Raw genomic sequence first — 22,774 nt, 5'->3', positions numbered from 1 at the left:
AACTGTACGCCTTCGCCACGTCCCGGGAGAAACGATGACCGAAGCTCACGTCCGGCGGTTGCTCGAGGTCTACGACGACGAGCGGGCCAGTGCGGCGACGCTGTTGTGCGACCGGCATCCGGCGGAGGCGGTCGCGTTCACCGTGGTCGAGGCGGATCTGACCAGTGTGGACCTCACCTACGGCGAGCTGCGTGAGCAGTCCGAACGCTTCGCCGGGGCGCTGCTCGGTCTCGGGGTCGGACCGGGGGACCGGGTGGCGACGCTGATGGGCAAGTCGGCGGAGCTCGTGGTGGCGCTGCTCGCGATCTGGCGGCTGGGTGCGGTGCACGTCCCGTTGTTCACCGCGTTCGCACCGCCCGCCATCGCGTTGCGTATCACCGGCAACGGTACGAAGGTCGTCATCGCCGACGCCGGTCAGCGCTCGAAGCTGACGCCGTCCGCCGATCTGCCCGTCGATCCGGCGCGGCGGATCGTGGTGGTCGGAGAGGGCGAGGACGGCGACCTGTCGTTCCGCGAGATGCTGGCCGACGCCGCGCCGCTGCCGGGATCCGCGGAGACCGGTGGGGCCGGGGTTTTGGTCGAGCTGTTCACTTCCGGGACCACGGGTACACCCAAAGCTGTCCCGATTCCGCTCCGCGCGCTCGCGGGTTTCCAGGCGTACCAAGACTTCGCGCTCGACGTCCGCGCCGACGACGTCTTCTGGAACGCCGCCGACCCGGGCTGGGCCTACGGTCTGTACTACGCGATCATGACGCCGATGGCGACCGGCAGGCGGAGTCTGTTGCTGCACGCGGGTTTCTCGGCCGAACTGACCTGGGCGGTGCTGGAGAAGTTCGGCGTCACCAATTTCGCCGCCGCGCCGACGGTGTACCGCGCGCTCCGGAACTCGGCCGTCCCGGTGCCGGACGGCCTCCGGCTGCAGCACTGTTCGTCGGCGGGTGAACCGCTGACGCCGGACGTCCTGGAGTGGGCGTCGTCGAAGCTCGGCGTCGGCGTTTACGACCACTATGGACAGACGGAACTCGGCATGGTGGTCGGCAACGCGTGGCATCCGGACCTCCGCTCGGAGGTCAAACCCGGTTCGATGGGGCGCGTCCTGCCGGGCTTTGCGGTCGAGGTCCTCCGAGAAGACGCCGACGTGATCGCCGAGCCGGGAGAACGCGGACGCGTCGCCCTGGACCTCTCGGCGAGTCCGCTGGTGTGGTTCCGGGGCTACCGCGACGCGCCCGAGCGCACCGCCGCGCGGTTCAGCCCCGACGGACGTTGGTACTACACCGGCGACGTGGCCGCCAAGGACGCCTCCGGTTACCTGACCTTCGCGTCACGGGACGACGACGTCATCCTGATGGCGGGTTACCGCATCGGCCCGTTCGACGTGGAAAGCGTTCTGCAGCAACACTCCGCGGTGGCCGAATGCGCCGTGATCGGTGTCCCGGACGAACTGCGGGGCGAGGTGGTCGTGGCGTACGTGGTGGCGCGAGACGGCGTTTCCACCGATGCCGCCCTGGTTTCCGAACTGCAGCAGTTGGTGAAGACCCGGTTCGCCGCGCACGCCTATCCGCGTGAGGTGCGCTTCGTGCCGGAGCTGCCCAAGACGCCCAGCGGGAAGATCCAGCGATTCCTCCTGCGGCAGAAGCATTCGAGTTACTGATCGATCGGCCAGGTTTCGTCCCGTAGCAACCGTTTGAGTACCTTCCCGGTCGCGTTCCGGGGCAGCTCCTCGACGAAGTACACGTCCCGCGGGACCGCGAAACGGGCCAGCCGGTGGTGGATGTAGGCGCGGACGTCGTCCGCGCTCATCCGCGCGCCGCGTTTCGGGACGATGTACGCCGCGAATCGTTGCCCGAACTCGCGATCCGGCACACCGATCACGGCGGCCTCGTGGACGCCGGGCAGGGCGACGATGGCCTCCTCGACCGGACGCGGGGACACGTTCTCCCCACCGGACACGATCATCTCGTCCGCCCGGCCGGTGACGAAGAGCCGTCCGGCGGCGTCCTGATAGCCGACGTCGCCGGTCGCCATCAGGTTCTCCGCGCGGGGCACGCTGGCGCCGTCGGTGTAGCCCTCGAACAGCATGTCGTTGCCGACGAAGATCTGTCCCTCCCAGCCCGGCGGGACCCGCTTGTGGTCGTCGTCGAGGATGGCGACGCGGGTGCCGGGCGGGCAGCGGCCGGCGGTGGTCGGCGCGGCGCGCAAGTCCTCGGGGGTGGCGATGCTGGCCCACGAAACCTCTGTGGAGCCGTAGAAGTTGTAGAGGACGTCGCCGAAGGTGTCCATGAACTCGGTTACGATCGTGCCCGGCAGCGCGGATCCGCTGCTGGCGACGATCCGCAGCGAAGACAGGTCGTAGCGGCTGCGGATCCGTTCGGGCAGGTCGAGGATGCGCTGCAACATGATGGGGACGGCGAACAGCACACCGCACCGATGTTCGGCGATGGTCCGCAGGATCTCTTCGGCGTCGAACCGGCGGATCAGCGACAGCGAAGCCCGTACGGCCATGCCGATCTGCATTCCGGCGAGCCCCCAGCTGTGGAACAGCGGTGCGGCCACGACGAAGCGGTCTCCGGAGTGGAGCGGAATCCGGTCGAGCATGGCGGCCGACGTCGACAGTCCCTTCGGCGTCGGCCGTCGTGCGCCTTTCGGGGTGCCCGTGGTGCCCGAGGTGAGGACGACGAGCCTGCCGATCCGGTCCACCGGTTTGAGTTTGGTGGCGGGCACCCCGGCGATGAACTGGTCGATCGTCGGGTAGCCGTTCTCGGTCTCCGGCCAGGTGGACAGCCGGAGGAAATCGCCGGGGATGTCGGCGATGATCCGTGAGAACTCGTCGTCGGCGAGCACCGCGACCGGTTTGTGCAGCCCGATCACGTCCGCGACGGCGCCGGCGGAAAGGCCGGTGTTGAGCAGGATCGCGTCCACGCCGAGTTTGCTGCACGCGATCAGCGACTCGACCATCGTCGCGTGATTGCGGCACAGCAAGGCGATCCGGTCACGGGCGCGGACGCCGCGGGCCGCCAGCGCGTTCGCGAGCTGATTGCTGCGATCGGCCGTCTGCTTGAACGTCCGGACGTTGCGTTCGTCGTGCAGCGCGACTTCATCGGGGACGCGCGCGGCGTTGGCCGAGTAGCCGCCGGCGACGGTGGCGCCCCATTGCGAGAGCGAGGTGAGCTGCCGCGCGATCTTGTCGGGGCGCGCGGCCGCGAGCACCCCGGCCTTGATCAACGTGCTCGCCGTGTGCAGCGTGGTCGCCTTGGTGTGCGCCGGTTCGTCCTGAGGTGACGCCGCCCGGCCCGAAAGGTGCAGATCGATCCGCCGGGCCGCCGCGCGGACAGTGCGTTTGAAGGACGCGGCGGACACGAGAGGCGAGTGCGGCGCCGGAAGCATCAACTGCGCGAGGAGTTCGGTGCCACCGTCGGGGGCCTGCCGCAGCTCGACCGAGACCCAGATGCCGTCGTTCTCGACGCCGCACCACACGACGTGCTCGCCCGGCCGCCAGACCCGCGCCTCGATCTCGCCGACGACGAGCGTTCCCGGCCGCGGTTCCAGCCGGACAAGGCATTTCGGGCCGCGCCCGCGTTCGGCGGGGCGCTGGAGCTCGCACCAGCTGATCTCCGCGACGAACCTCGAGTAGGACTCGGGATCGCCGATCACTTCCCAAACCTGGCCGGGGGAATGCCCGAGAATCGAGCTCGCCTGGACCACATCGTCTCGCATGCGATTCGCCTCACCACGCGCGTTCGGGTGTTGACCGGGCCGCTGCCGGCGCCTCCTTCGTCGTTCAAGTTCGGCGAACCTACCAGCAATCGGCCGAACGCAATACTCCGAACGACCGCGGGTTCGCGTCCGCCCAAGGGAACCGTCCCGGACGAGGGTAAGTGTTCGGACGGCGCGACGCCCTCCGCCGACGGTGTTGATCGCGACGTCCGATTCTCGCCAGCCTCCGGCGCGTGAGGCGGCGAAGCTGACGAACGTGACAGTTTCCACGACGGCGGCCGAGGCCGCGCACACCCGTATCGAGCCCGGAATCCTCTACTTCGGCACCCCGGTGGTGCTCCTCTCGACGGTCGACCAGGCCGGCACCGTGAACCTGGCCCCGATGTCGTCGGCGTTCTGGCTCGGCTGGCGGGGCATGCTCGGGCTGGGCGCGAAATCCAAGACCGCGCAGAATCTCATGCGCAACCGTGAATGTGTTCTGAATCTCCCTTCCGACGCGCTGGCGGCCGCCGTCGACCGGCTGGCGCTGACCACCGGATCGGATCCGGTCCCGGCCCGCAAGTACGAGCGCGGCTACCGGCACGAACCGGACAAGTTCGCCCGCGCCGGGCTCACCCCGGTCGCTTCGGAGACAGTCCGGCCGCCGCGTGTCGCGGAATGCCCGGTGACGATGGAGGCCGTCGTCGAGGCCGTGCATCCCCTCGCTGAGGACGATCCGAAACAACGCGGTGGCGTGCTCGTGTTCGAGGTGCGCGTCCAGCGCGTCCACGTCCACGACGACGTCCGGATGGCGGGCACGGAGGATCGGATCGACCCCGACCGGTGGCGGCCGCTGATCATGAGCTTCCAGAAGCTCTACGGCCTCGGCTCGCAGGTCCATCCGTCGACGTTGGCGAAGATCCCGGAGCGGCTCTACCGCGGGCCCGACATCGAGCGGTCGCGAGTGAACGAGAACCGGTTCACCAACGGCAGCCAGCGCTGATAGGACCCGGCCAGCACTGGCCACGCTTCGCCGGAGAGGCCACGTTCGAGTTTCGGCCGCAGTTCGTGGTCGTTCATCGAGGACACGATCTCGACGGCCTTGTCGCCGGGGTCGGTCCCCTCGATGGAGGCGAACCACCGGACGGCGTCCGGATGTCCGACGTGGACCGCGAGCAGCACCAGCACCGCGCGGAACGGTGCCTCACGGTCGCCGTCGGAGAGGAAGTCCGCGAGGTCTTCTCCGGCGAACCGTGCGCGCAGCAGGCGGTACAGGTTCAAGAGCCGTTTCGCGGCCCGAGGGGACCGGACGAGCGGGGCCAGTGTCGGCAGGAAGTCCAGCTCCTGCGCCGAGATCACCAGCCGAGGAGGTCGTAGGTCTATTGTGGACTGTTCGGACGACGGTCGCGGTGCTTCCGCGCGAGGACGGGAATCGATCGCGACCGGAGAGCGATCACCGGTGGCCGGATCCGTTTCGGCGGGTGCGGGCGCCGGGGTGGAGTCCTGGACCTCGGTGTCGGCGAGCCCGCGCACGAGCCCCGCGAACCCTGGATCGTCCATGGGGGACAACGTGAACGGTACCTGGAAGATCTTTTCGAGGTAGCTCTCGGCGAAGGTTTCCGGGTCGTCGCCGAGCATCTCCTCGTAGTGCTGCTCGACGGCCTTCTTGAGCCAGCGGGAGTCGACGCCCACCACGACGACGAACACGGGCAGGGCCAGCAGGAGATGGATGGCTTCGAGGACCTGGACGACGACCTTGGGCGGGCAACGGTCGAGGTCGTCGATGTAGAGAACGGTCCGTTCGATCTTGCCGGAACCGTGCGGGACTTCGGAGAGCATCGTCGCGAACGTTTCGAGATCCTTGCGCAGCAAGGAGACCACGCCCAGATGCTCGACGTAGTCCGAGACCCGGGATTCGGCGAAGGACACGAGGTCCAGCCCTGGCGCGAGTTCGGTGACCGCCTTTTCGAGCCGGTCGGATTCCGCGTCCAGTTCGGCCAGGCGCCGCTCGGTTTCTTCGTCCTCTTCGGACGGACCGCCGAGTTTGTCGAGCGCTTTGTGGATCCGGTCCGCGCTGGCGCGCATCCGCAGGACGACGGTCAACGCGGAACTCACCAGCGTGAGCCCGCCGAGCACTCCGGAGACCTGTGACCGGCCGACGAGCAAGGTGACCACCAGGACCGCCACCAGTCCGCCGATCAGGACCAGTAGCGGAACCGGATCCTGGCGCAGGCGTCGCCAGAATTCGGCGACGTCGGAACGCAGCCCGCCGGTCTCCTGCGCGAGGCGTTCGAGATCCTCGGCGGTCGGCTGGTCGACGCCGATCCTGGACGCGATCCACGCCTTGTCCGCCTCGGTGAGGCTGTCGAACACCGCGAGGACGTATTCGCGCGGCTTCCGTCGCCTTCGCTTCGCTTGTTTCTGCTGGGCCGTCAGGGTTCTGCGTTCGAGCCGGACCGCGCTGAGCCTGCCGAGCAGGGTCTTCTCGGTCTTGCGCCGTTCGGCGAGCAGATCGGCCTGGCGCTGAAGGTCGTTCTCGGCGCCGCTCGCGGCGAGGTTGTCGAAGATATGCGTGGCGAGGCTGGCGAGGAGGTTCGCTTCGCTGTAGTGCCAGGCGTTGAAGCTGATCTGGCGGACACTCGAACAGTAGGAGGACACGGACTTCCCGTGCGCGCCCGCCTCGGTTTCGGCCATCCGCGCGGAATCGGCGAGCTCGCGGACGCGCAGCTGCATCTGCCGCATGAAGAAGCTCTTGCCCGAACCCCAGCTGCCGAACAGGCCGATCGACAGGGGAGGGGTGATCATCCGGGAGACCACCAGGTCGGCGAGCATGCGCACGTCGGTGCCGATGCCGAGGCGGTCGACGCCGTCTTCGGTGTCGGGCCGGTAGTCGGCGACGTGGGCGGCGAACGGGTCGGGGGACACGATCGGCTTGGGCGGCTGCGTTTCGGCGGGCAGGCCGGCGAGCTGCCCGGCTCGACGGACCGGTGCGGATTCGGGGAACATCTGGTCGGCGACGAGGCGCTCGCCGCCGGAGAGACCTGCGGCGAGCCTCACGATGGTGGGGCGAAGAGGGTCGAGGGCCTCTCGCAGCTCCGGGTTCTCATACCGGTCCTCCCGGATGACCCCGAGCGCCCGGCGGGCGGTGCTGTGCCGAAGCCAGGTAGCCAGAGTGAGCGAGAGACCGGTCTTCACATCCAGCTCGCCGTCCAGCCAGACGACGGCGGCCGCCGCACCCCGCTGGAGAGCGAGGTCGGTGCTCTGCGGCTTGATGATCAGTTCGTAGTCGGGGTACGACGCCAGCAAAGCCTCGTACGCGGTCCGCCGGACCCCCGAGTTGTGCTCGTAGACGATCAGCGTGAACGGGGCGGCCGACAGCGCGGCCCGGATGTCCTGGTCGACATCCCGCGGCAGATACGGGCGGAGCTCCCCGCCGATGGGCGAGTTCTTCAGCAGGATCGCCGGATCGACGTTGCGTACCAGCACCATTCGAGGTCCCCTCCCAAGGCCGAACGGAAGGGCAGTCTAGAGGGCGGATACTCAGCTGTGGGTGAAACTCCGCATCCGTTCGGTCACCACTCGCTACGTTGGCTCTCATGACGGGGGAGCGGCTCGACGGCAGGTACGCGAAGCTCTGGGCGGCGAGTACGACGTCCGCGCTGGGCAGTGGTCTCGCGACGGTGGCGGCGCCGCTGCTGATCGCTTCCCGCACCGACGAACCGCTCGTGGTCTCGGGCGGATTCGCGGTGGCGTGGTTGCCTTGGCTGCTCTTCTCGCTGCCGGGCGGGGTGCTGGCCGACAGGGTGGACCGGCGGAAGCTGATGATCACCCTGGACTGGATCCGCGTACCCGCCGTCGCGCTGCTGGCCGTCGCGATCACGGCGGGAAACGTCGGCATCGCCCTGCTGTACTCCGTCCTCTTCGTGATCAACGCGAGCGAGGTCGTGTTCCGGACGGCGAGCGGGGCGATGCTGCCCGCGATCGTCCCGAAGTCGTTGCTGGAACGGGCGAACGGGCGGCTGTACGCCGGGACGACACTGGCCCACGGCATGCTTTCCGGCCCGCTGAGCGGATTCTTGTTCGGCGTCGCGGCGAGCATCCCGTTCTATGTCAACGCCGGCACGTACGCGGTCAGCGCCCTGCTGCTCGGGCTCATCGCCGGTGCCTACCGATCACGGCCCGGCGACGAACCCGGCGAGCCCGTCGTCCGTCGCTCGATGCGGGCGGAGGTGGCCGAGGGATTCCGGTGGCTGGCCGGTCAGCGTCTGCTGCGGACCATGGTCGGGCTGATCGGCATGCTGAACCTGACGCTCGTCGCTGCCACGTCCGTGCTGGTGTTGCTGGCGAAGGAGCGGCTCCAGCTGGGTTCCGTCGGCTACGGTCTGCTGTTCACCTGTATGGCGGTGGGCGGGCTGCTCGGCTCGGTCACCGGCGACCGGCTGATCGCGTGGTGCACGCCGACCTGGACGTTGCGGCTCGGGCTGCTGATCGAAGCCGCGACCCATCTGGTGCTGGCGACGAGCACGAACGCGCCGGTCGTCGGGGTGACCTTGTTCCTGTTCGGGGTGCACGGCGCGTTGTGGGGCATCGTCGCCAGCTCCCTGCGTCAGCGGCTCACCCCGCCGGACATGCTCGGCCGGGTCGGCAGCACCAGCCTGTTCGTCATCGCGGGCGGCAATTGCGTCGGCGCGTTGCTCGGCGGTGCGGTGGCGTCGAAATTCGGGCTGACGACGCCGTACTGGGCCGGTTTCGTGGTGGCGGTGCTCGTTTCCGCGCTCACCTGGCGGGTGTTCGACCGCGCGGTCGTCTCCGCGGCCTACGCGGAAGAGCCCGCGGTCAGCCGTTGATACCGGTGAGAGCGAAGAATTCCTGCCGCGAGCGGGCGTCTTCGCGGAGCGTGCCGAGCAGGGTGGAGGTGACGGTGCTCGACCCGACGGCCTGGACGCCGCGCAACGTCATGCAGGAGTGCTCCGCCTCGATCACCACGCCGACGCCACGGGGTTCGAGCTGCTCCTCAAGCCAGTCGGCGACCTGCTTCGTCAGGCGCTCCTGAACCTGCGGACGGCAGGCGAAATGCTCGACGATCCTCGCCAGTTTGGACAGGCCGAGGATCCGGTCGCCGGGCAGGTAACCCACGTGCGCGACACCGACGAACGGCAGCAGGTGGTGCTCGCAGACGGACCGTACCGGGATTCCCCTGGCGAGGACGAGTTCGTCGTAGCCCTCGTCGTTGGGGAAGGTCGTGAGGTCGAACGGACGCGGGGTGAAGAGCTCGGCGTACGCGCGCGCCATCCGGCCCGGCGTGCCGCGGAGGCTCTCGGAGTCCAGTGAGATGCCCAGTGCGGTGAGGAGATCGGCGGCCGCGGCCTCGGCGGCCGCCAGGTCCGGTCCCGGCCCGGTTTCGTGCACGACGCGCAAGGCGGGAGTGGACATTGGGCCTCCTAGGCTGGACACGGTCCCCAGTGGTTATTTAACCAAGACTTTTGGGTGTTTTGCCACCCGCGGGCTCATCGTACATGGTAGATCCCTGCTCCAGAGTGTTCCGTCGGTTGAGATAGGCGATATCGTGGTGTACGTGACAGTGCCCGATCCGGACGGCCTCGACGTCCCCGCCATCGCCGCGGTGGCGGCTCTCGACGACGACCTTCGCCGGGGTATGTACGCCTACGCGCGGCGCGCGCGGCGCCCGGTCACGCGGGACGAGGCGGCGGCCGCGGTGGGGATCTCCCGCAAGCTCGCCGCCTTCCATCTCGACAAACTCGTGGACGCCGGGCTGCTCAGATTCGGTTTCGCGGCGGGCCCGGTGGTGAAGGTGGGACGCAGGCCGAAGGTCTACGAACCCGTCGACGACACCATCCAGGTGCAGCTTCCCGCCCGGCGGCACGAGGTGCTCGCGGGGATCCTCGCCGAGGCCGTGCTCGCCGAAGAGAGCGGAGAGACGGCGAGGGAGGCCGTCCGCCGTGTCGCGGGGGAGCGGGGCTTCGCGGCGGGTGAGGAGGAACGCGCGCGGACGCGGCCAGGCAGGCTCGGCGCCGAACGCGCGCTCACTGTGGCCGAAGGGATGCTTCGCCGCTATGGCTTCGAACCGAGCCGGGACAGCAGGACCTGCGTCCGGTTGCGGAACTGCCCGTTCCACCCGCTGGCCGCGAAGGCGCCGGACCTGGTCTGCGGGATCAACCAGGCGTTCTTGGCCGGGTTCCTGGACGGCGTGCGCGCCGGGAACGTGGAAGCGGCCCTCGTTCCCGGCGCGGCCGAATGCTGTGTGGAGCTACGGCAGGCCGAATAGCCCGGTCAGGCGGCGCCGGCGATCTGCCGTGTGGCGACGTTGAGCCGGTTCCAGGTGTTGATGGCGGCGATCGAGAGGACCAGGCTGGAGAGCTGCTTCTCGTCGTAGTGTCGAGCGGCCTCGTTCCAGACCGCGTCGTCGACCGGGTCGGCCCGGTCCGCGATCCGGGTGAGGGCCTCGGCCAGCGCGAGTGCCGCGCGTTCGGCGTCGGTGTAGTAGGCGGTGTCGCGCCACGCCGCCACGGTGAAGATCCGCTCGTCGGACTCGCCGGCCTTGCGCATTTCCTTGGTGTGCATCTCCAGGCAGCCGCTGCAGCCGTTGATCTGGCTCGCGCGGACGTGCATGAGGTAGTGCGTGGTCTTCGGGACGCCGGTGTCGCCGGCCGATTCCGACAACGCGATCAAGGCTTTCAGGGTGGCGGGGTTCGACAGGGCGGGATTCGGGATGCGGGTTTCCATACCGGTCTGACGGATCCCGAAGCGGAGATGTGACCTGTCAGGGCACGATCACCGGCGCGCGATCGCGGAGCGAGACCTCCAGCTTGAAGCCCTCCGGCTTGAGGGTCAGCAATTCCTGCACCTTCAGCCGATAGGACGGGTCGCTCCGCAGGTCGTACCGGCTCAGCAGCATGCCGAGCACCAGCGTCGCCTCGTGCAGGGCGAACTGCCGCCCGATGCAGGCGCGCTCGCCGGTGCCGAAGGGCTTGTAGACATGCGCCGGCCGGGCACGGTTGCGTTCCGGGGAGAAGCGGTCCGGATCGAACGACTCGGGATCGTCGCCCCAGACGGGATCGCGGTGCAGCGCCGGGATGAGGACCAGCGCCCACTGCCCCTTCCGCATCGGGTACTCGCCGCCGACGACGGTGTCCACCAGGGCTTGGCGTGCGAACGCGGGCGCCGTCGGCCAGAGCCGGAGCGCTTCGTCGAGCACTCGCCGGACGTAGCGGAGTTTGGCGACTTCCTCGTAGGACGGATCCGGGTTCTCACCCCAGACCTTGTCCACTTCGGACCGCGCGCGGGCAAGGACGTCCGGGTTGCGGGCGAGGTAGTACAGGGCGAACGACAGCGCGCCCGACGTGGTTTCGTGGCCTGCCACCAGGAAGGTGATGATCTGGTGCCGGATGTTGTCCTCGTCCAGTGCCGCGCCGGTGCTCGGTTGCGTGGTGTTCAGCATGAGCCCGAGCAGGTCTTCGGTGCTCGGATCGTTCCGGCGTGCCTCGATCACGTCGGCGACGACGGAGTGCAGGAACGCGAGGTCGGCTTCGTTGCGCTGGTTCGCTTTCCGGCTCAGGAGCGGGCCGATGACCGGCGGCTGGATGGCCGTCCGCTGCGCGTGCCGCAGCGTGCGGACCATCGCGGCGACGAACGGATGCGGTTCGGCGCGTTCGAACGACGAGAAGCTGTAGCCGAAACCCGTCCGGCCGATGGTCTCCAGCGTCAGCTTGGTCATGTCGTCCGCGACGTCGACTTCGCCGCCCCTGTCCCACGTGTCCAGCAGTTCGCGGGTGATCGCCAGCATCGTGGGGTGGTAGCGCTGCATGGCGTTGCGGCTGAACGCGGGCGCGAGGATCTCGTGCGCACGCCGCCAGTTCGGCTCCTCGTTGTGCGCGGTGAACAGCCCGTCGCCGCCGAGCGGACGGAGGTTCGAGATCGCGGGGGTGACGTGCTTCGCGAACCGCTTCTCGTCGGAGAGATCGGCGACCATCCCGGCGCCGTGGACGAACACGATGCTCCGGCCGAACACCTTGCGCTCGAAGACCGGGCCCAGCTCGGCCGCGTGCCGCATCGAGTCCTGGACCGGCGTCTTCGGCGAGACGCCGAGCACGTCGCCGATCAGCGGGATCCGTCGCGGGGGATGGGGGAGAGCGGTGGCCATCGAGCCCCTCCAGGGTGAGCGCTGTTGAACCGGCATCCAATAGCGAGCGTGGCCTGTTACTGAACCCGTGTCAAGTAAGTACGATGCCCGGATGGCGCCGAGTACTTCCGGGAAGCCCCGCAGCAGGCTGTCCACCGCCGAGCGGCGGGAACAGCTGCTGCGGATCGGTGCCCGCCTGTTCGCGGAGCGGCCGTACGACGACGTGTGGATCGAGCAGGTCGCCGACATCGCCGAGGTGTCCCGAGGGTTGCTGTACCACTACTTCCCGACGAAACGGGACTTCGTCACCGAGGTCATCAGGGCACAGGGCGAGCGGCTGCTCGAGATGACCAAGTCCGATCCCACGCTGCCGGTCGAGGAGCAGCTGACAGCCGGCCTCGACGCGTACCTCCGTTATGTCGAAGCCAACGAGGACGGGTACCGGGCACTGCATTCGGGCACGTCCATCGCCGTCGACGGCGTCCGCGAGGTCCTGGACAACAACTTCGCCGAACAGGGCCGCCGGATCCTCGAAGTGCTGTGCCCGGACAGCGAGCCGCCGGAGGCTTTGCGGGTGCTCGTGCGCGGCTGGCTGGCCTTCGTCGTGGCGGTCTGCCTCGACTGGCTCAAGTACCGGAGGCTGACCCGGGTGGAGATCCGGGATCTGTGCGCGAAGGCGTTGCTCGATATCGTCGACCTGCCAACATGACCTCGGCGCGTTCCTCGATCAGCTTCATCCGCGCGAGCCGCTCGCCGTCGTCGTTGTGCGCCGCGGATTTGGTGACCTGTCCGGGCCACTTCCGGTAGAACATGCCGCACGTGGCGATGAAGTAGCCGTCCGAGCAGGCGTTGGCGGCGAGGATCAGCCCGGTGTCCTCCGACGCGGGCAGCGCCATCCAGCCGCCCAGATCCAGCAGCAGTTCGCGGCGGATGCACAAGGTCCCGGCCACCACCGAAGACACGTAGCCGTTGCGCTGCCAGTGCCGCAGGATCGCGCCGCGTTCGATCGGCCCTTCGTCGGGGTCGCTGTCGAAGCCTGCCGTGGTCCCGTCCGGGAGGAGGTCGAGGACCCGGCAAGTGGTCCAGCCGATCGCCGGATCCGCGAGCGCGGCGATGTCCCGCGAGAGCGCGCCGGGGGTGAGGAGGTCGTCCGCGTCGAGGGCTTTGATCAGCTCTCCGGAGGCGCGAGACAGGGCCATCATCCGCGCCACCCCGGGACCACCCCGGCGGCCTGAGCCGGGCAGCACTCGCGCGTCCGCGGGGAGGGCGCCGTCGAGCAGGCCGGTCTCGCCGTCTTCCTGCACCAGCCATTCCCAGCTCCAGCCGGGCGGGAGTTCCTGCGCGACGAGGGATTCGTAGGCCTCGGTCAAGTACGGCAGGCTCGGCGGGTGGACCGGCGTGATCACGCTGATGGTCGGCATGATCAGCCCGGGCGCCGAGCGGTGATCAGGAGATGCTCCTCCGGCGGGGTCCCCGGCTCGTCCGCGGTGAAGACCTCCGAGTGGGTGCCGGTGACCTCCAGCCCGGCCGCCTCGACCCGCCGGACGAGGTCGTCCGGCGCGAAACTGGTCTCGAGAAAGGTGCGGCCGAAGAACTCCGCCGGCACGTCTTCGGCGTCCCGCGGCACGGTGACCAGCGCGAAAAGGCCACCCGGCACCAGCCAGCGCGCGATGTCGGCGAGCACGGCTTCGGTGTCCTTGCGTGGCATCTGGAGGAACGGGAAGAAGGCGCAGACCGCTTCCCAGGTCTCGGGCGGCGAGGCCCATTCGCGCACGTCGGCGTGGACGAAGGTGGCGGCCGGAACCTGCTCGCGCGCGATGTCGATCATCACCGACGACACGTCGAGCCCGGTCACCCGATGGCCCGCGGCGGACAGCTCCTCGGCGACCGGCTTGCCGGTACCGCTGCCGATGTCGAGCACCCTCGACGACGGCGGCAGGGTGTCCAGCAGATGTCGCACCGCCTTGTCGACCACCGGAGCACGCCCGAAGACGTCTTCGTAGTCGGACCCGATGGCGTCGAACAGTTCCGCCGCGGTGACGGGTCGGTCCATTGCGCAGCTCCCCGGATCGAGTGGATCTCCCTCAGGCGAATCTACCGTTCCGCCGTCTCGCGTTCTCGACGGAAGTGGCTGTTTAGACTGGGGCGGACGGAGTTCCTGGGGTTTGGGGTACAGATGAGCGTGTCGAGTGACGAGTTCCACCGGATGCTGAAGGCGCTCGCCGACGTCGAGCGCTCCGACGCGAAGGAGTGGGAGTCGTTCAGCGTGCGCGGGAAGCGGTTCGGCTACTACTGGCCGCGGACCCAGACCGTCGGACTGAAGCAGACCCTCTCGGAACAGGAAGCCCTCGTGGCCGAACGACCCGATGTCTTCGAGGTGCAGTTCACCGCCGGGGGATTCGGCTGGGTGGTGGTCTACCTCGACGGGATCGAAGCCGACGAGCTCACCGAATTGGTCTACGAGGCGTGGCGGCTTTCCGCTCCCGAGGAACTCGTCGCCCAGGTTCCGCCGCCGTGCTGAGCGTTGGCGCATTCGTGTGTTGACGCGCGTCACTCTTTTCTTGGGGAACGTTTTCGGGGGCGTGGCGTTGTAAAGGGTGTCGGTACGGATGGTGCCCCCGGGCCTCACCCTTCGCCTTCATGGAATACCGGTTCGGCCGGAGCCATGTCGTGCCTTTCGCCGAGAGGCGGCCCACCGTATCGGCCTTTGCTCCCGCTTCCGCTCGCAGGTAACCCCCAGGCCTTCGCTGAGCGGGAGCGGGTCTTCTTATTCCGTCCGTTGACATGGATCACTTTTTTGTTCGTGTAGACGCGGGTCACATCGATTCGGGCTCGCCACCGGGGAACATTTCCGGTGGTGGTGCGTTGTAGAGAGTGTCGGTACGGATGGTGCCCCCGGGCCTCACCCTTCGCCTTCGCGGAATACCGGTTCGGCCGGAGCCGCGTCGAGCCACTCGCCGAGAGGCGGCCCCCGTACCGGCCACAAACTCCCGCTTCCTGCTCGCAGGAACCCCCAGCCTTCGCTGAGCGGAAGCGGGACCTTTTCTTTCGCATTTAGTCCTCTAAATGCGAAACAGGCGCCCAGAAGCACCGGATCAGGACTCCACGAGAGCTCCATCGGCCAATCGGACCCGCCGATCCACCTTGATCTCCTTCAGGAACCGCTCATCGTGACTCACCACCACGAAAGCCCCCTGATAAGCCCCAAGCGCACTTTCCAGCTGTCCGACGCTGACCAGGTCCAGATTGTTCGTCGGCTCGTCCAGCAGAAGCAGTTGCGGCGCGGGCTCGGCGAACAGGACGCAGGCCAGGGTGGCTCGAAGGCGCTCGCCACCGGAGAGCACGCCGACGGGAAGCTGGCTTCGCGCGCCTCGGAAGAGGAAGCGGGCGAGGAGGGTCATTCGCTGAGACTCGGGCAGGCTCGGGGCGAACGTCGCGAAGTTCTCGGCGATGGTCCGGTCGAGGTCCAGGAGATCGAGCCGTTGCGACAGGTACGCGATCCGGCCCTCCGCTCGCTTCAGCACGCCGCTGTCCGGCGTGAGGTCGCCGTTGAGCACCCGCAGAAGCGTCGACTTCCCCGTACCGTTCCCGCCGGTCAGCGCGATCCGTTCGGGGCCGCGGATCGTCAGGTCGACGCCGTCGCCCGCGAAGACGTTCCGGTCGCCGTAGCGGACCTGGATGTGCTCGCCGTGGAACATCGTGCGGCCGGCGGGGACGTTGGTGCCCGGCAGGATCAACGCGATCTTCTGATCGTCGCGGAGAGAGCGTTCGGCCTCGTCGAGGCGGTTCTTCGCGTCGCTGACGCGGGCCGCGTGCGTCTCGTTCGCCTTGCCGGCGGACTCCTGGGCGTTGCGTTTCATGGTGCCGGCGAAGATCTTCGGCAGACCGGCGTTGCCGAGGTTGCGGGCCGCGTTGCCCGCGCGCCGCGCCGCCCGTTCGCGTGCCTGCTGCATCTCCCGCTTCTCGCGTTTGACCTCTTGCTCGGCGCTGCGGACGTTGCGTTCGGCGACCTCCTGTTCGGCCTTGACCGCCGCTTCGTACTGGGTGAAATTCCCGCCGTGGTACCGGAGATCGCCGCGGTCGAGTTCGGCGATCCGGTCCATCCGGTCGAGTAGTTCGCGGTCGTGACTCACCAGCAGCAGGCAGCCGGACCAGTCCTCGAGCACGCCGTAGAGCTTGCGGCGCGCGTCGAGGTCGAGGTTGTTGGTCGGTTCGTCCAGCAGCAGGATGTCCGGCCGTTTCAGCAACTGTGCGGCCAGGCCGAGGGAGATGATCTGCCCGCCGCTCAACGTCCGCAGGCTCCGGTCCAGCGAGATGCCGTCGAGGCCGAGCCGGTCGAGCTGGGCGCGGGTGCGCTCCTCGATGTCCCAGTCGTTCCCGATGGTGGTGAAGTGCTCTTCGCTCGCATCACCGGACTCGATGGCGCTCAGCGCCGCGAGCTGCGGTGCGATGCCCAGTACCTCGGCCACGTTGAGGTCGGCGGTGAGCGGCAGCGACTGCGGCAGGTAGCCGAGGACTCCCTGCGCGGAGACGGACCCGGACACCGGCCGCAGTTCGCCGGCGATCAGTTTGAGCAGCGTGCTCTTGCCCGCCCCGTTCGGCGCGACCAGACCGGTCCGCCCTCCGGGCACGGTGAAGGACAGGTCGTCGAAGACCGGGGTGTCGTCCGGCCAGGCGAACGACAGAGCGGACACGACGACGAAGGCGTCTGACATGGAAATGACCTCGTGAAAGACAGCGGGCGCCGCAAGGCGGCACCGCGATGGACGTGGCTGTGAAGGGACGACAAAGTGGCCACGTCGGCGTCAACGCCGGTGGCCTGCCAACTCCGGCTCACCCGGAGATGTCGTCTTCACCTGCCACGTCTGGTCTCCCTCTTTCTCGATCAGGTCCGCTCCACGATAACAAGACCCGCCGGGACGCGGCCACCGCAATCCCGGCGGGGTGACTCAGCTCAGCCCGTTCAGACTGATCGTTTTGGCGTACCAGAGCGCACTCCGCTTCGGCGTCCGCCGCTGGGTCTCGTAGTCGACGTGCACGAGGCCGAACCGCTTGGCGTACCCCTCGGCCCACTCGAAGTTGTCGAGCAGCGACCAGTAGAAGTAGCCGCGCAGGTCGACGCCCGCCTCGATCGCGTCATACGCGGCACGCAGATGCGAGTCGAGGAAGGCGATCCGGTCGGTGTCCGCGATGTCCCCGCCGATGAGCACGTCGGGATACGATGCGCCGTTTTCGGTGATGTACAACGGGATCGGCCGATAGTCGCGGTGAACCTGAAGCAGGCATTCGGTGAGCCGCGACGGCTGGACTTCCCAGCCCGAGTCGGTGCGTGGCGCCGCCTCGTCGGGGACGAAATGGACGTCGGGGGAGCCGAGCCAGTCGGCGCCCGCCGGTTCGCTGCCGGGCAGGGGAGTGCCCGCGACCTGGTAACCGCGGTAGTAGTTGATGCCCAGCCAATCGATCGGAGCGGCGATGGTCGCGAGATCACCATCCCGCACGAGTTCCTCGATGCCGAGCGGCGCCAGGTCGGCCCGCAGATCCGCCGGATAGGAGCCACGAAGCACCGGATCAAGGAAAAGCCGGTTCTGCAAACCGTCGATCCGGCGTGCGGCCTCGACGTCCACAGTGGACGAAGGGTCGACCGCGGACACCGGATACAGGTTCAGCGTCACCCCCGACGACGCGGCCGGGGCATGCCGCCGCAGGACGTCCATCGCGAGCCCGTGCCCGAGCAGCAGATGGTGCGCGGCCGCGACGGCGGCGCGGGGTTCCTGTCTGCCGGGCGCGTGGATCCCGCGCGCGTAACCCAGCATCGCGGCGCACCACGGCTCGTTCAGCGTGGACCAGCGCGGCACACGGTCGCCCAGATGCGCGACGACCGTTTCGGCGTATTCGGCGAACCGGAAGGCGGTCTCGCGTGCCGCCCAGCCGCCCTGGTCCTCCAAGGACTGGGGGAGATCCCAGTGATACAGCGTCGCCCAGGGCTCCACTCCGGCTTCGAGCAGCTTGTCCACGAGCCGGTCGTAGAACGCCAGCCCCCGAGGATTCGGCGCGCCGCCGTCGGGGCGGATCCGCGGCCACGACAGGGAAAACCGGTACGCGCCGAGCTCGAGCCGCCGCATCAGGTCGACGTCTTCGGCGTAGCGCCGGTAATGATCGGCGCCCGGTTCCCCGGTGTCGCCGCCGACGACGGCCCCGGGGCGTCGGGCGAAGACGTCCCAGATCGAGTCCGTCCGGCCGTCGGCGGTCGTCGCCCCTTCGACCTGGAAGGCCGCGGTGGCGGCGCCCCACACGAATCCGGGCGGGAACAGCAGCGCGGTCTTCGCCCGGACACTGTCGGGATGAGCGGACATGGTCACCCTTTCACGGCACCTTGCATGATCCCGGCCACGATCTGGCGGCCGAGGAGGAGGAAGACGATGAGGATCGGGATGGTGGCCAGGGTGGTTCCGGCCAGCACCAGCGAATAATCGACGTAATAGCCGCTCTGCAGCTTCTCCAGCGCCAGCTGGACGGTGGGATTTCCGGCGTCCAGCACCACGAGCGGCCACAGGAAGTCGTTCCACGACGTCATGAACGTGAACATCGCCAGGATGGCCGCCGCCGGGCGGACCGCGGGCAGGCAGACGTTCCAGAAGATCCGGATCATGCTGCAGCCGTCGACCCGCGCCGCCTCGATCAGTTCGTACGGCACCGCGTCCAGCGTGTACTGCCGCATCCAGAAGACCCCGAACGCGGTCACCAGGTTCGGCACGATCACCGACTGCAAACCGCCCGCCCAGCCGAACTCCGACATGGCCATGAACAGCGGGATGATGCCGAGCTGGGTCGGCACGGCGAGGGTGATGACGATGAACACGAACAGCCCGTTCCGGCCGCGGAACCGCAGTTTGGCGAACGCGAACCCGGCGAGCGCCGAGAACAGCACCGTGGTGAGGGTGACCGTGCCGGACACGATCAGGCTGTTTCCGAGCGCCTTCCAGAACGGCACCGTGTCGAACACCCTCGCCGCGTTGGCGAAGAAGTTCCCGCCCGGCAGGAAGGGCGGCACCCGTTCGGTGAGCATCCCGCTGTCCCGGCTGGCCACCAGGAACGACCAGTAGAACGGGAAAAGTGAGCCCAGCACGAAGATCGTGAGCACGACGTAGGTCGCCCGGCGCGGTTTGCCCAGCGCCGAGACGCCACGCTTGAGTCCATTGTGGATCGTGGTCACTTCTTCTTCACCGCCGTGAGTCTGCCGGTGAGGAAGAAGTTCACCAGCGCGATCAGCACGATGATCACGAACAGCACCCACGCGATCGCCGAGGCATAGCCGAGTTCGTAGTTCTCGAAGGCCGTTTGGTACAGGTACAACGTCACGGTCTGGAACTGGTTGGACGAGCCGCCGTTGTTCGAGCCCGGCATGGCGTCGAACAGCTTGGGCTCGGTGAAGATCTGCAGGCCGCCGATCGTCGAAGTGATCGTGACGAAGATCAGCGTCGGCTTCAGCAAGGGCAGCGTGATGCTGAAGAACCGGCGCGCGGTCCCCGCACCGTCGATGAGGGCGGCCTCGTGCAGTTCCTTCGGGATGGCCTGCATCGCCGCCAGGACGATGAGCGCGTTGTACCCGGTCCAGCGCCAGTTCACCATGATCGCGATCGCGACATGGCTGCTGAACCGGCCGGCCTGCCAGTCGACCGGGTCGAGCCCGATCGTCTGAAGCAGACCGTTGACCAGCCCGTATTTCGGCCCGAACAGGTTCGCGAAGATGATGCCGAGTGCCACCAGGCTGGCGGCGTACGGGAGCAGGACGCCGACGCGCCAGCCGGTCGCCCCGCGGATCCTGGCGCTGAGCAGCGCGGCCAGGAGCACCGCGATGATCAGCTGCGGAACGCTGGAGAGCAGGAAGATGCTGACGGTGTTCTCGAGTGCGTTCCAGAACTGCGTGTCGGCGAAGAGTTCCTTGAAGTTGTCCAGCCCGATGAAGGTGGGATCGTCATCGCCCGCCTCCCAGCTGAACAGGGACACGTACGCCGTGTAGAGCAGCGGGAACAGCCCGACGATCCCGAACACCACGAAGAACGGGGCGATGTAGAGGTACGGCGAGACCTTGACGTCCCACCGGCTCAGCCGATGGCGGAGGGTGGGCCGGGGCGGCGTGCGCGCCCCGGCCTTCGCCTCGTCCGGCGCGATCTTGTCGACGACGGTCATCGGTCAGCGCGTGATCTTCTTCGCGGCGTCGAGCAGTTGCGTCCAGCCCTCGGCCGCGGACTTACCCTGCTCGACGGCCTGCAGCGCCGGGCTCGACGCGTTCTCCTGGATCTGGCCGTCGCCGGGGCCCTTGTACTGCGGCTTCGCGACCTTCTTGGCCTGCTCGGCGAACAGTTGCCCGATCTTTGCGCCACCGAAGTAGGCGTCGGTCTCGCTCAGCAGAGCCGGGTCCTCCAAAGCCTTGACCTGGCTGGGGAAGGTGCCCTTCGCCTTGAACGCCTTGATCTGCTGCTCGGGCGCGGTCAGCCAGGCGGCGAGTTCGGCCGCCTCCTTCGGGTGCTTCGACTGCGTGGGCACGGTGAGGTACGAACCGCCCCAGTTCCCGCCGCCACCGGGGAAGGCCGCGGTGACGGCCCACTTGCCGGCGTTCTCCGGGCCGGAGTGCTCCTCGATCACGCCGAGCATCCAGGCGGGGCACACCTTCGTGGCGAAGGCGCCCTGCTTGAAGCCGGAGTTCCACTCGTTGCTGAACGCGGTCAGTTTCGCCGACTGTCCTTTCGCGACGGCGCCGGTGACCTTGGTCCAGGCGTCTTTGATGCCCTGGTTGGATTCCAGCGCGAGCTTGTCGTCACTGCCGATGTAGCCGGTCGGGAGCTGGTTGACCATGGCGTTGAAGTTCTGCGCGGCGGAGTCGAACCACGCCTTCCCGCCGGACTTGGCGACGTACTGCTCGCCCGCCGCGAAGTAGCTGTCCCAGGTCGCGAACAGCGGTTTGACCGCTTCGGGGTCGGACGGCATCCCCGCCGCTTCGAGCATGTCCTTGCGGTAGCACATGGCCAGCGGGCCGATATCCGTCCCGTAGCCGATGACCTTGCCGTCCTTGGTCTTCGCCGCGTCGTACTTCCAGCCGAGCCAGCGGTCGGGGGACACCTCCGCCGGGCCGATCTTGGTCAGGTCGTTGAACTTCGAGCCCTTGTCGAGGACGTTCGACAGATGCCCTTCCTCGACGGCGGTGACGTCGGCGAGTCCGGACCCGGCGGCCAGTTTCGTGATCAGGTCTTGGTGGTACGGGCCGCCCTGGCCGGTCTTGCGGTGGGTGATCTTGACGTTCGGGTGCAGCCGCTCGTACTCGGGGATGAGCTCCTCGTAGCCGAACTCGGTGAACGTCGCCAGTGACAGCTCGACCTTGGCGTTCGGGTCGGACGCGGCGGGCGCCCCGCCGTCGTCACCGCCGCACGCCGCCAGTCCGAACGTCGTCATCGTGATACCCAGTGCCAGCACCAGGCCGTTCCGGATGCTTCTCACGTCAATGCCCCTTGCAGGTGGGTGGGAAGAAAATGGGAGCGCTCCCAGGATGCGCCGAGTCTGTCGTCAAGGTATGGCCGTGTCAATAGCTTGTAATGAGAGTGTTTCCGGCAGGGGAGCGCTCTCAGTGCGATGGCCCGCCGGACACTAAGCTGTCGGTGTCCGGATGGAGCTGAAGAGTGAAGGTGGCGCTGGTGGGGCCTCGACCAGGGGAAGACGGCAGGCCGACGCTGGAAGACGTCGCCGCGTCCGCCGGGGTCAGCCGGTCGACGGCGTCCCGTGCGCTGAACGACGACGGCTACGTCAGCGCGCGCTCCCGCGAGAAGGTCCAGACCGCGGCCCGCGAACTCGGGTACTCCCCGAACCAGGCGGCGAGATCCCTGGTCACCAAGCGGACCGGCGCGGTCGCGGTCGTGCTGTCGGAGCCGGAGGCGCGGCTGCTCGACGACCCGTACCGCACCGCGGTCATGCGCGCGGGCTATCGCGAGCTCGCCGACATCGGCTGCCAGATGGTCTTGATCTTCAGTGACACCCGCGAAGACCTCGACCGCACGGTCCGGTTCCTCGATGGCGGGCACGTCGACGGCGTGCTGGTGTTCGCGCCGCATCGCACGGATCCGTTGCCCAAGGCGTTGCGGCAGTTGAGGATCCCGGTGGTGTACGGCGGGCAGGCCGCCGGGCTCAAACGCGGTGTCCACGTCGTCGACTTCGACAACGAGGGCGGCGCGAAGCTCGCCGTCGCGCATCTGGTCGAGGCCGGCCACCGGCGGATCGCCACGATCGCGGGCCCGCAGGACCAGAGCGCGGCGATCGACCGGCTTTCCGGTTGGCGCAAGACCCTTCTCGACGCAGGGCTCGACCCCGCGGATCTGATGGAGGAGGGTGACTTCACCCTGACCGGCGGGGCGAAGGCGATGTCGAACCTGCTCGCGCGGCGCCCCGACGTCGACGCCGTCTTCGTGGCCAGCGACATGATGGCGCTCGGCGCGCTCCGCACGCTGCATTCGGCCGGACGGCGGATTCCCTCGGACGTCGCCGTCGTCAGCTTCGACGACAACGCCACCCTCGCTCCGGAGATGGATCCGCCGCTGACGTCGGTCCACCAGGACCCTCGGGAACAGGTCCACGCGATGGTGGAGACCTTGCTCGCGGTGATGGACGACCGGGATCTCAAGCCCCGCCAGCGGATCTTGCCGGTCTCGCTCACCCGTCGCGCTTCCAGCTGAGCCCGGGGTGGTCGTGAGTGGCGTTTCGGGTTTCGGGCAGCGTACGTCTGCTTTGTGCTGGTAAGTCCGGTTTTGCAGGGAGTCGTGAGTGGTAAAGAGGGTTAGAACGACCTGTCTGAGTTCAGGACATGTCGGACAGTTGATGTTTCAGGACCTCACGGACACTGATCGGCCTGTCAGTGTGGTGACCAGGGTGTTCGTGGTGATCATGCGACGATGG

At 68.1% G+C, this 22,774-nt stretch carries 19 protein-coding genes; 7 read left to right on the top strand and 12 right to left on the bottom strand.

All coding sequences use genetic code 11. The features are described 5' to 3' along the window. Positions 1-34 precede the first annotated feature (34 nt). Positions 35-1,651: an AMP-binding protein gene (locus DMC64_RS27165; RefSeq protein WP_125735833.1), complete on the top strand. Its 1,617-nt coding sequence runs from the start codon at positions 35-37 to the stop codon at positions 1,649-1,651. Here the strand turns inward: DMC64_RS27165 and DMC64_RS27160 are convergent. Continuing rightward, complete coding sequence (locus DMC64_RS27160; RefSeq protein ID WP_125735832.1) at positions 1,645-3,714, bottom strand: AMP-binding protein; 2,070 nt, start codon at positions 3,712-3,714, stop codon at positions 1,645-1,647. The two genes, DMC64_RS27165 and DMC64_RS27160, sit on opposite strands and share 7 nt — an antisense overlap. Positions 3,715-3,970: 256 nt before the next feature. Between DMC64_RS27160 and DMC64_RS27155 the strand changes: the two genes are divergently transcribed. Then, on the top strand, positions 3,971-4,696 hold the full coding sequence (locus DMC64_RS27155) for a flavin reductase family protein (protein WP_199755111.1): 726 nt from the start codon (positions 3,971-3,973) through the stop codon (positions 4,694-4,696). Here DMC64_RS27155 and DMC64_RS27150 read toward each other — a convergent pair. Then, positions 4,627-7,182, bottom strand: coding sequence for a P-loop NTPase fold protein (locus tag DMC64_RS27150; RefSeq protein ID WP_125735830.1), 2,556 nt, complete (start codon positions 7,180-7,182; stop codon positions 4,627-4,629). The genes DMC64_RS27155 and DMC64_RS27150 overlap by 70 nt on opposite strands. 107 nt (positions 7,183-7,289) lie before the next feature. Here DMC64_RS27150 and DMC64_RS27145 point away from each other — a divergent pair, with 107 nt between their 5' ends. Next, entirely contained in the window at positions 7,290-8,540 is a 1,251-nt protein-coding gene (locus DMC64_RS27145) for an MFS transporter (RefSeq protein ID WP_125735829.1), read from the top strand. Here the strand turns inward: DMC64_RS27145 and folE are convergent. Beyond that, complete coding sequence (gene folE / locus DMC64_RS27140; protein WP_038512743.1) at positions 8,530-9,126, bottom strand: GTP cyclohydrolase I FolE; 597 nt, start codon at positions 9,124-9,126, stop codon at positions 8,530-8,532. The genes DMC64_RS27145 and folE overlap by 11 nt on opposite strands. 136 nt (positions 9,127-9,262) lie before the next feature. Between folE and DMC64_RS27135 the strand changes: the two genes are divergently transcribed. Further along, on the top strand, positions 9,263-9,979 hold the full coding sequence (locus tag DMC64_RS27135; protein ID WP_125736234.1) for a metalloregulator ArsR/SmtB family transcription factor: 717 nt from the start codon (positions 9,263-9,265) through the stop codon (positions 9,977-9,979). Between the two features lie 5 nt (positions 9,980-9,984). Here DMC64_RS27135 and DMC64_RS27130 read toward each other — a convergent pair whose 3' ends face one another. Both DMC64_RS27130 and DMC64_RS27125 read right to left on the bottom strand, forming a co-directional pair. After that, positions 9,985-10,437, bottom strand: coding sequence for a carboxymuconolactone decarboxylase family protein (locus DMC64_RS27130; RefSeq protein WP_125735828.1), 453 nt, complete (start codon positions 10,435-10,437; stop codon positions 9,985-9,987). 37 nt (positions 10,438-10,474) lie between these two features. Then, positions 10,475-11,854 (bottom strand): cytochrome P450, encoded by a 1,380-nt coding sequence (locus DMC64_RS27125; RefSeq protein WP_125735827.1) that lies wholly within the window; start codon positions 11,852-11,854, stop codon positions 10,475-10,477. Positions 11,855-11,945: 91 nt separating this feature from the next. Here DMC64_RS27125 and DMC64_RS27120 point away from each other — a divergent pair, with 91 nt between their 5' ends. Then, positions 11,946-12,542 (top strand): TetR/AcrR family transcriptional regulator, encoded by a 597-nt coding sequence (locus tag DMC64_RS27120; protein ID WP_125735826.1) that lies wholly within the window; start codon positions 11,946-11,948, stop codon positions 12,540-12,542. Here DMC64_RS27120 and DMC64_RS27115 read toward each other — a convergent pair. Together DMC64_RS27115 and DMC64_RS27110 are read right to left on the bottom strand one after the other, a co-directional pair. Further along, a complete protein-coding gene (locus tag DMC64_RS27115; protein ID WP_125735825.1) occupies positions 12,460-13,254 on the bottom strand; it encodes a glycosyltransferase in 795 nt (264 codons plus the stop codon). The two genes, DMC64_RS27120 and DMC64_RS27115, sit on opposite strands and share 83 nt — an antisense overlap. A gap of 2 nt (positions 13,255-13,256) precedes the next feature. After that, a complete protein-coding gene (locus tag DMC64_RS27110) occupies positions 13,257-13,886 on the bottom strand; it encodes a class I SAM-dependent methyltransferase (RefSeq protein WP_125735824.1) in 630 nt (209 codons plus the stop codon). A 123-nt stretch (positions 13,887-14,009) separates the two neighbouring features. Between DMC64_RS27110 and DMC64_RS27105 the strand changes: the two genes are divergently transcribed. Then, positions 14,010-14,354, top strand: a complete 345-nt coding sequence (locus tag DMC64_RS27105) for an MmcQ/YjbR family DNA-binding protein (RefSeq protein WP_125735823.1) — start codon at positions 14,010-14,012, stop codon at positions 14,352-14,354. A 574-nt stretch (positions 14,355-14,928) separates the two neighbouring features. Here the strand turns inward: DMC64_RS27105 and abc-f are convergent. The 5 genes from abc-f to DMC64_RS27080 form a co-directional block, all read right to left on the bottom strand. Then, the gene (gene abc-f / locus DMC64_RS27100; RefSeq protein ID WP_125735822.1) at positions 14,929-16,548 is read right to left on the bottom strand and encodes a ribosomal protection-like ABC-F family protein; all 1,620 of its coding nucleotides are present in this window, start codon (positions 16,546-16,548) and stop codon (positions 14,929-14,931) included. 234 nt (positions 16,549-16,782) lie between these two features. Beyond that, the gene (locus tag DMC64_RS27095; protein WP_370324864.1) at positions 16,783-18,192 is read right to left on the bottom strand and encodes a GH1 family beta-glucosidase; all 1,410 of its coding nucleotides are present in this window, start codon (positions 18,190-18,192) and stop codon (positions 16,783-16,785) included. Beyond that, the gene (locus DMC64_RS27090; protein ID WP_125735821.1) at positions 18,189-19,046 is read right to left on the bottom strand and encodes a carbohydrate ABC transporter permease; all 858 of its coding nucleotides are present in this window, start codon (positions 19,044-19,046) and stop codon (positions 18,189-18,191) included. Before DMC64_RS27090 ends, DMC64_RS27095 begins: the two co-directional genes overlap by 4 nt. Further along, the gene (locus tag DMC64_RS27085) at positions 19,043-20,023 is read right to left on the bottom strand and encodes a carbohydrate ABC transporter permease (RefSeq protein ID WP_038512778.1); all 981 of its coding nucleotides are present in this window, start codon (positions 20,021-20,023) and stop codon (positions 19,043-19,045) included. Before DMC64_RS27085 ends, DMC64_RS27090 begins: the two co-directional genes overlap by 4 nt. Positions 20,024-20,026: 3 nt before the next feature. After that, the gene (locus tag DMC64_RS27080) at positions 20,027-21,328 is read right to left on the bottom strand and encodes an extracellular solute-binding protein (RefSeq protein WP_125735820.1); all 1,302 of its coding nucleotides are present in this window, start codon (positions 21,326-21,328) and stop codon (positions 20,027-20,029) included. Positions 21,329-21,507: 179 nt separating this feature from the next. Between DMC64_RS27080 and DMC64_RS27075 the strand changes: the two genes are divergently transcribed. After that, positions 21,508-22,554, top strand: a complete 1,047-nt coding sequence (locus tag DMC64_RS27075) for a LacI family DNA-binding transcriptional regulator (RefSeq protein ID WP_199755110.1) — start codon at positions 21,508-21,510, stop codon at positions 22,552-22,554. Positions 22,555-22,774 lie beyond the last annotated feature (220 nt).

The organism is Amycolatopsis sp. WAC 04197, from assembly GCF_003947475.1.
GTDB lineage: Bacteria > Actinomycetota > Actinomycetes > Mycobacteriales > Pseudonocardiaceae > Amycolatopsis > Amycolatopsis japonica.
This window is presented reverse-complemented; position numbering and strand designations above follow the sequence as displayed.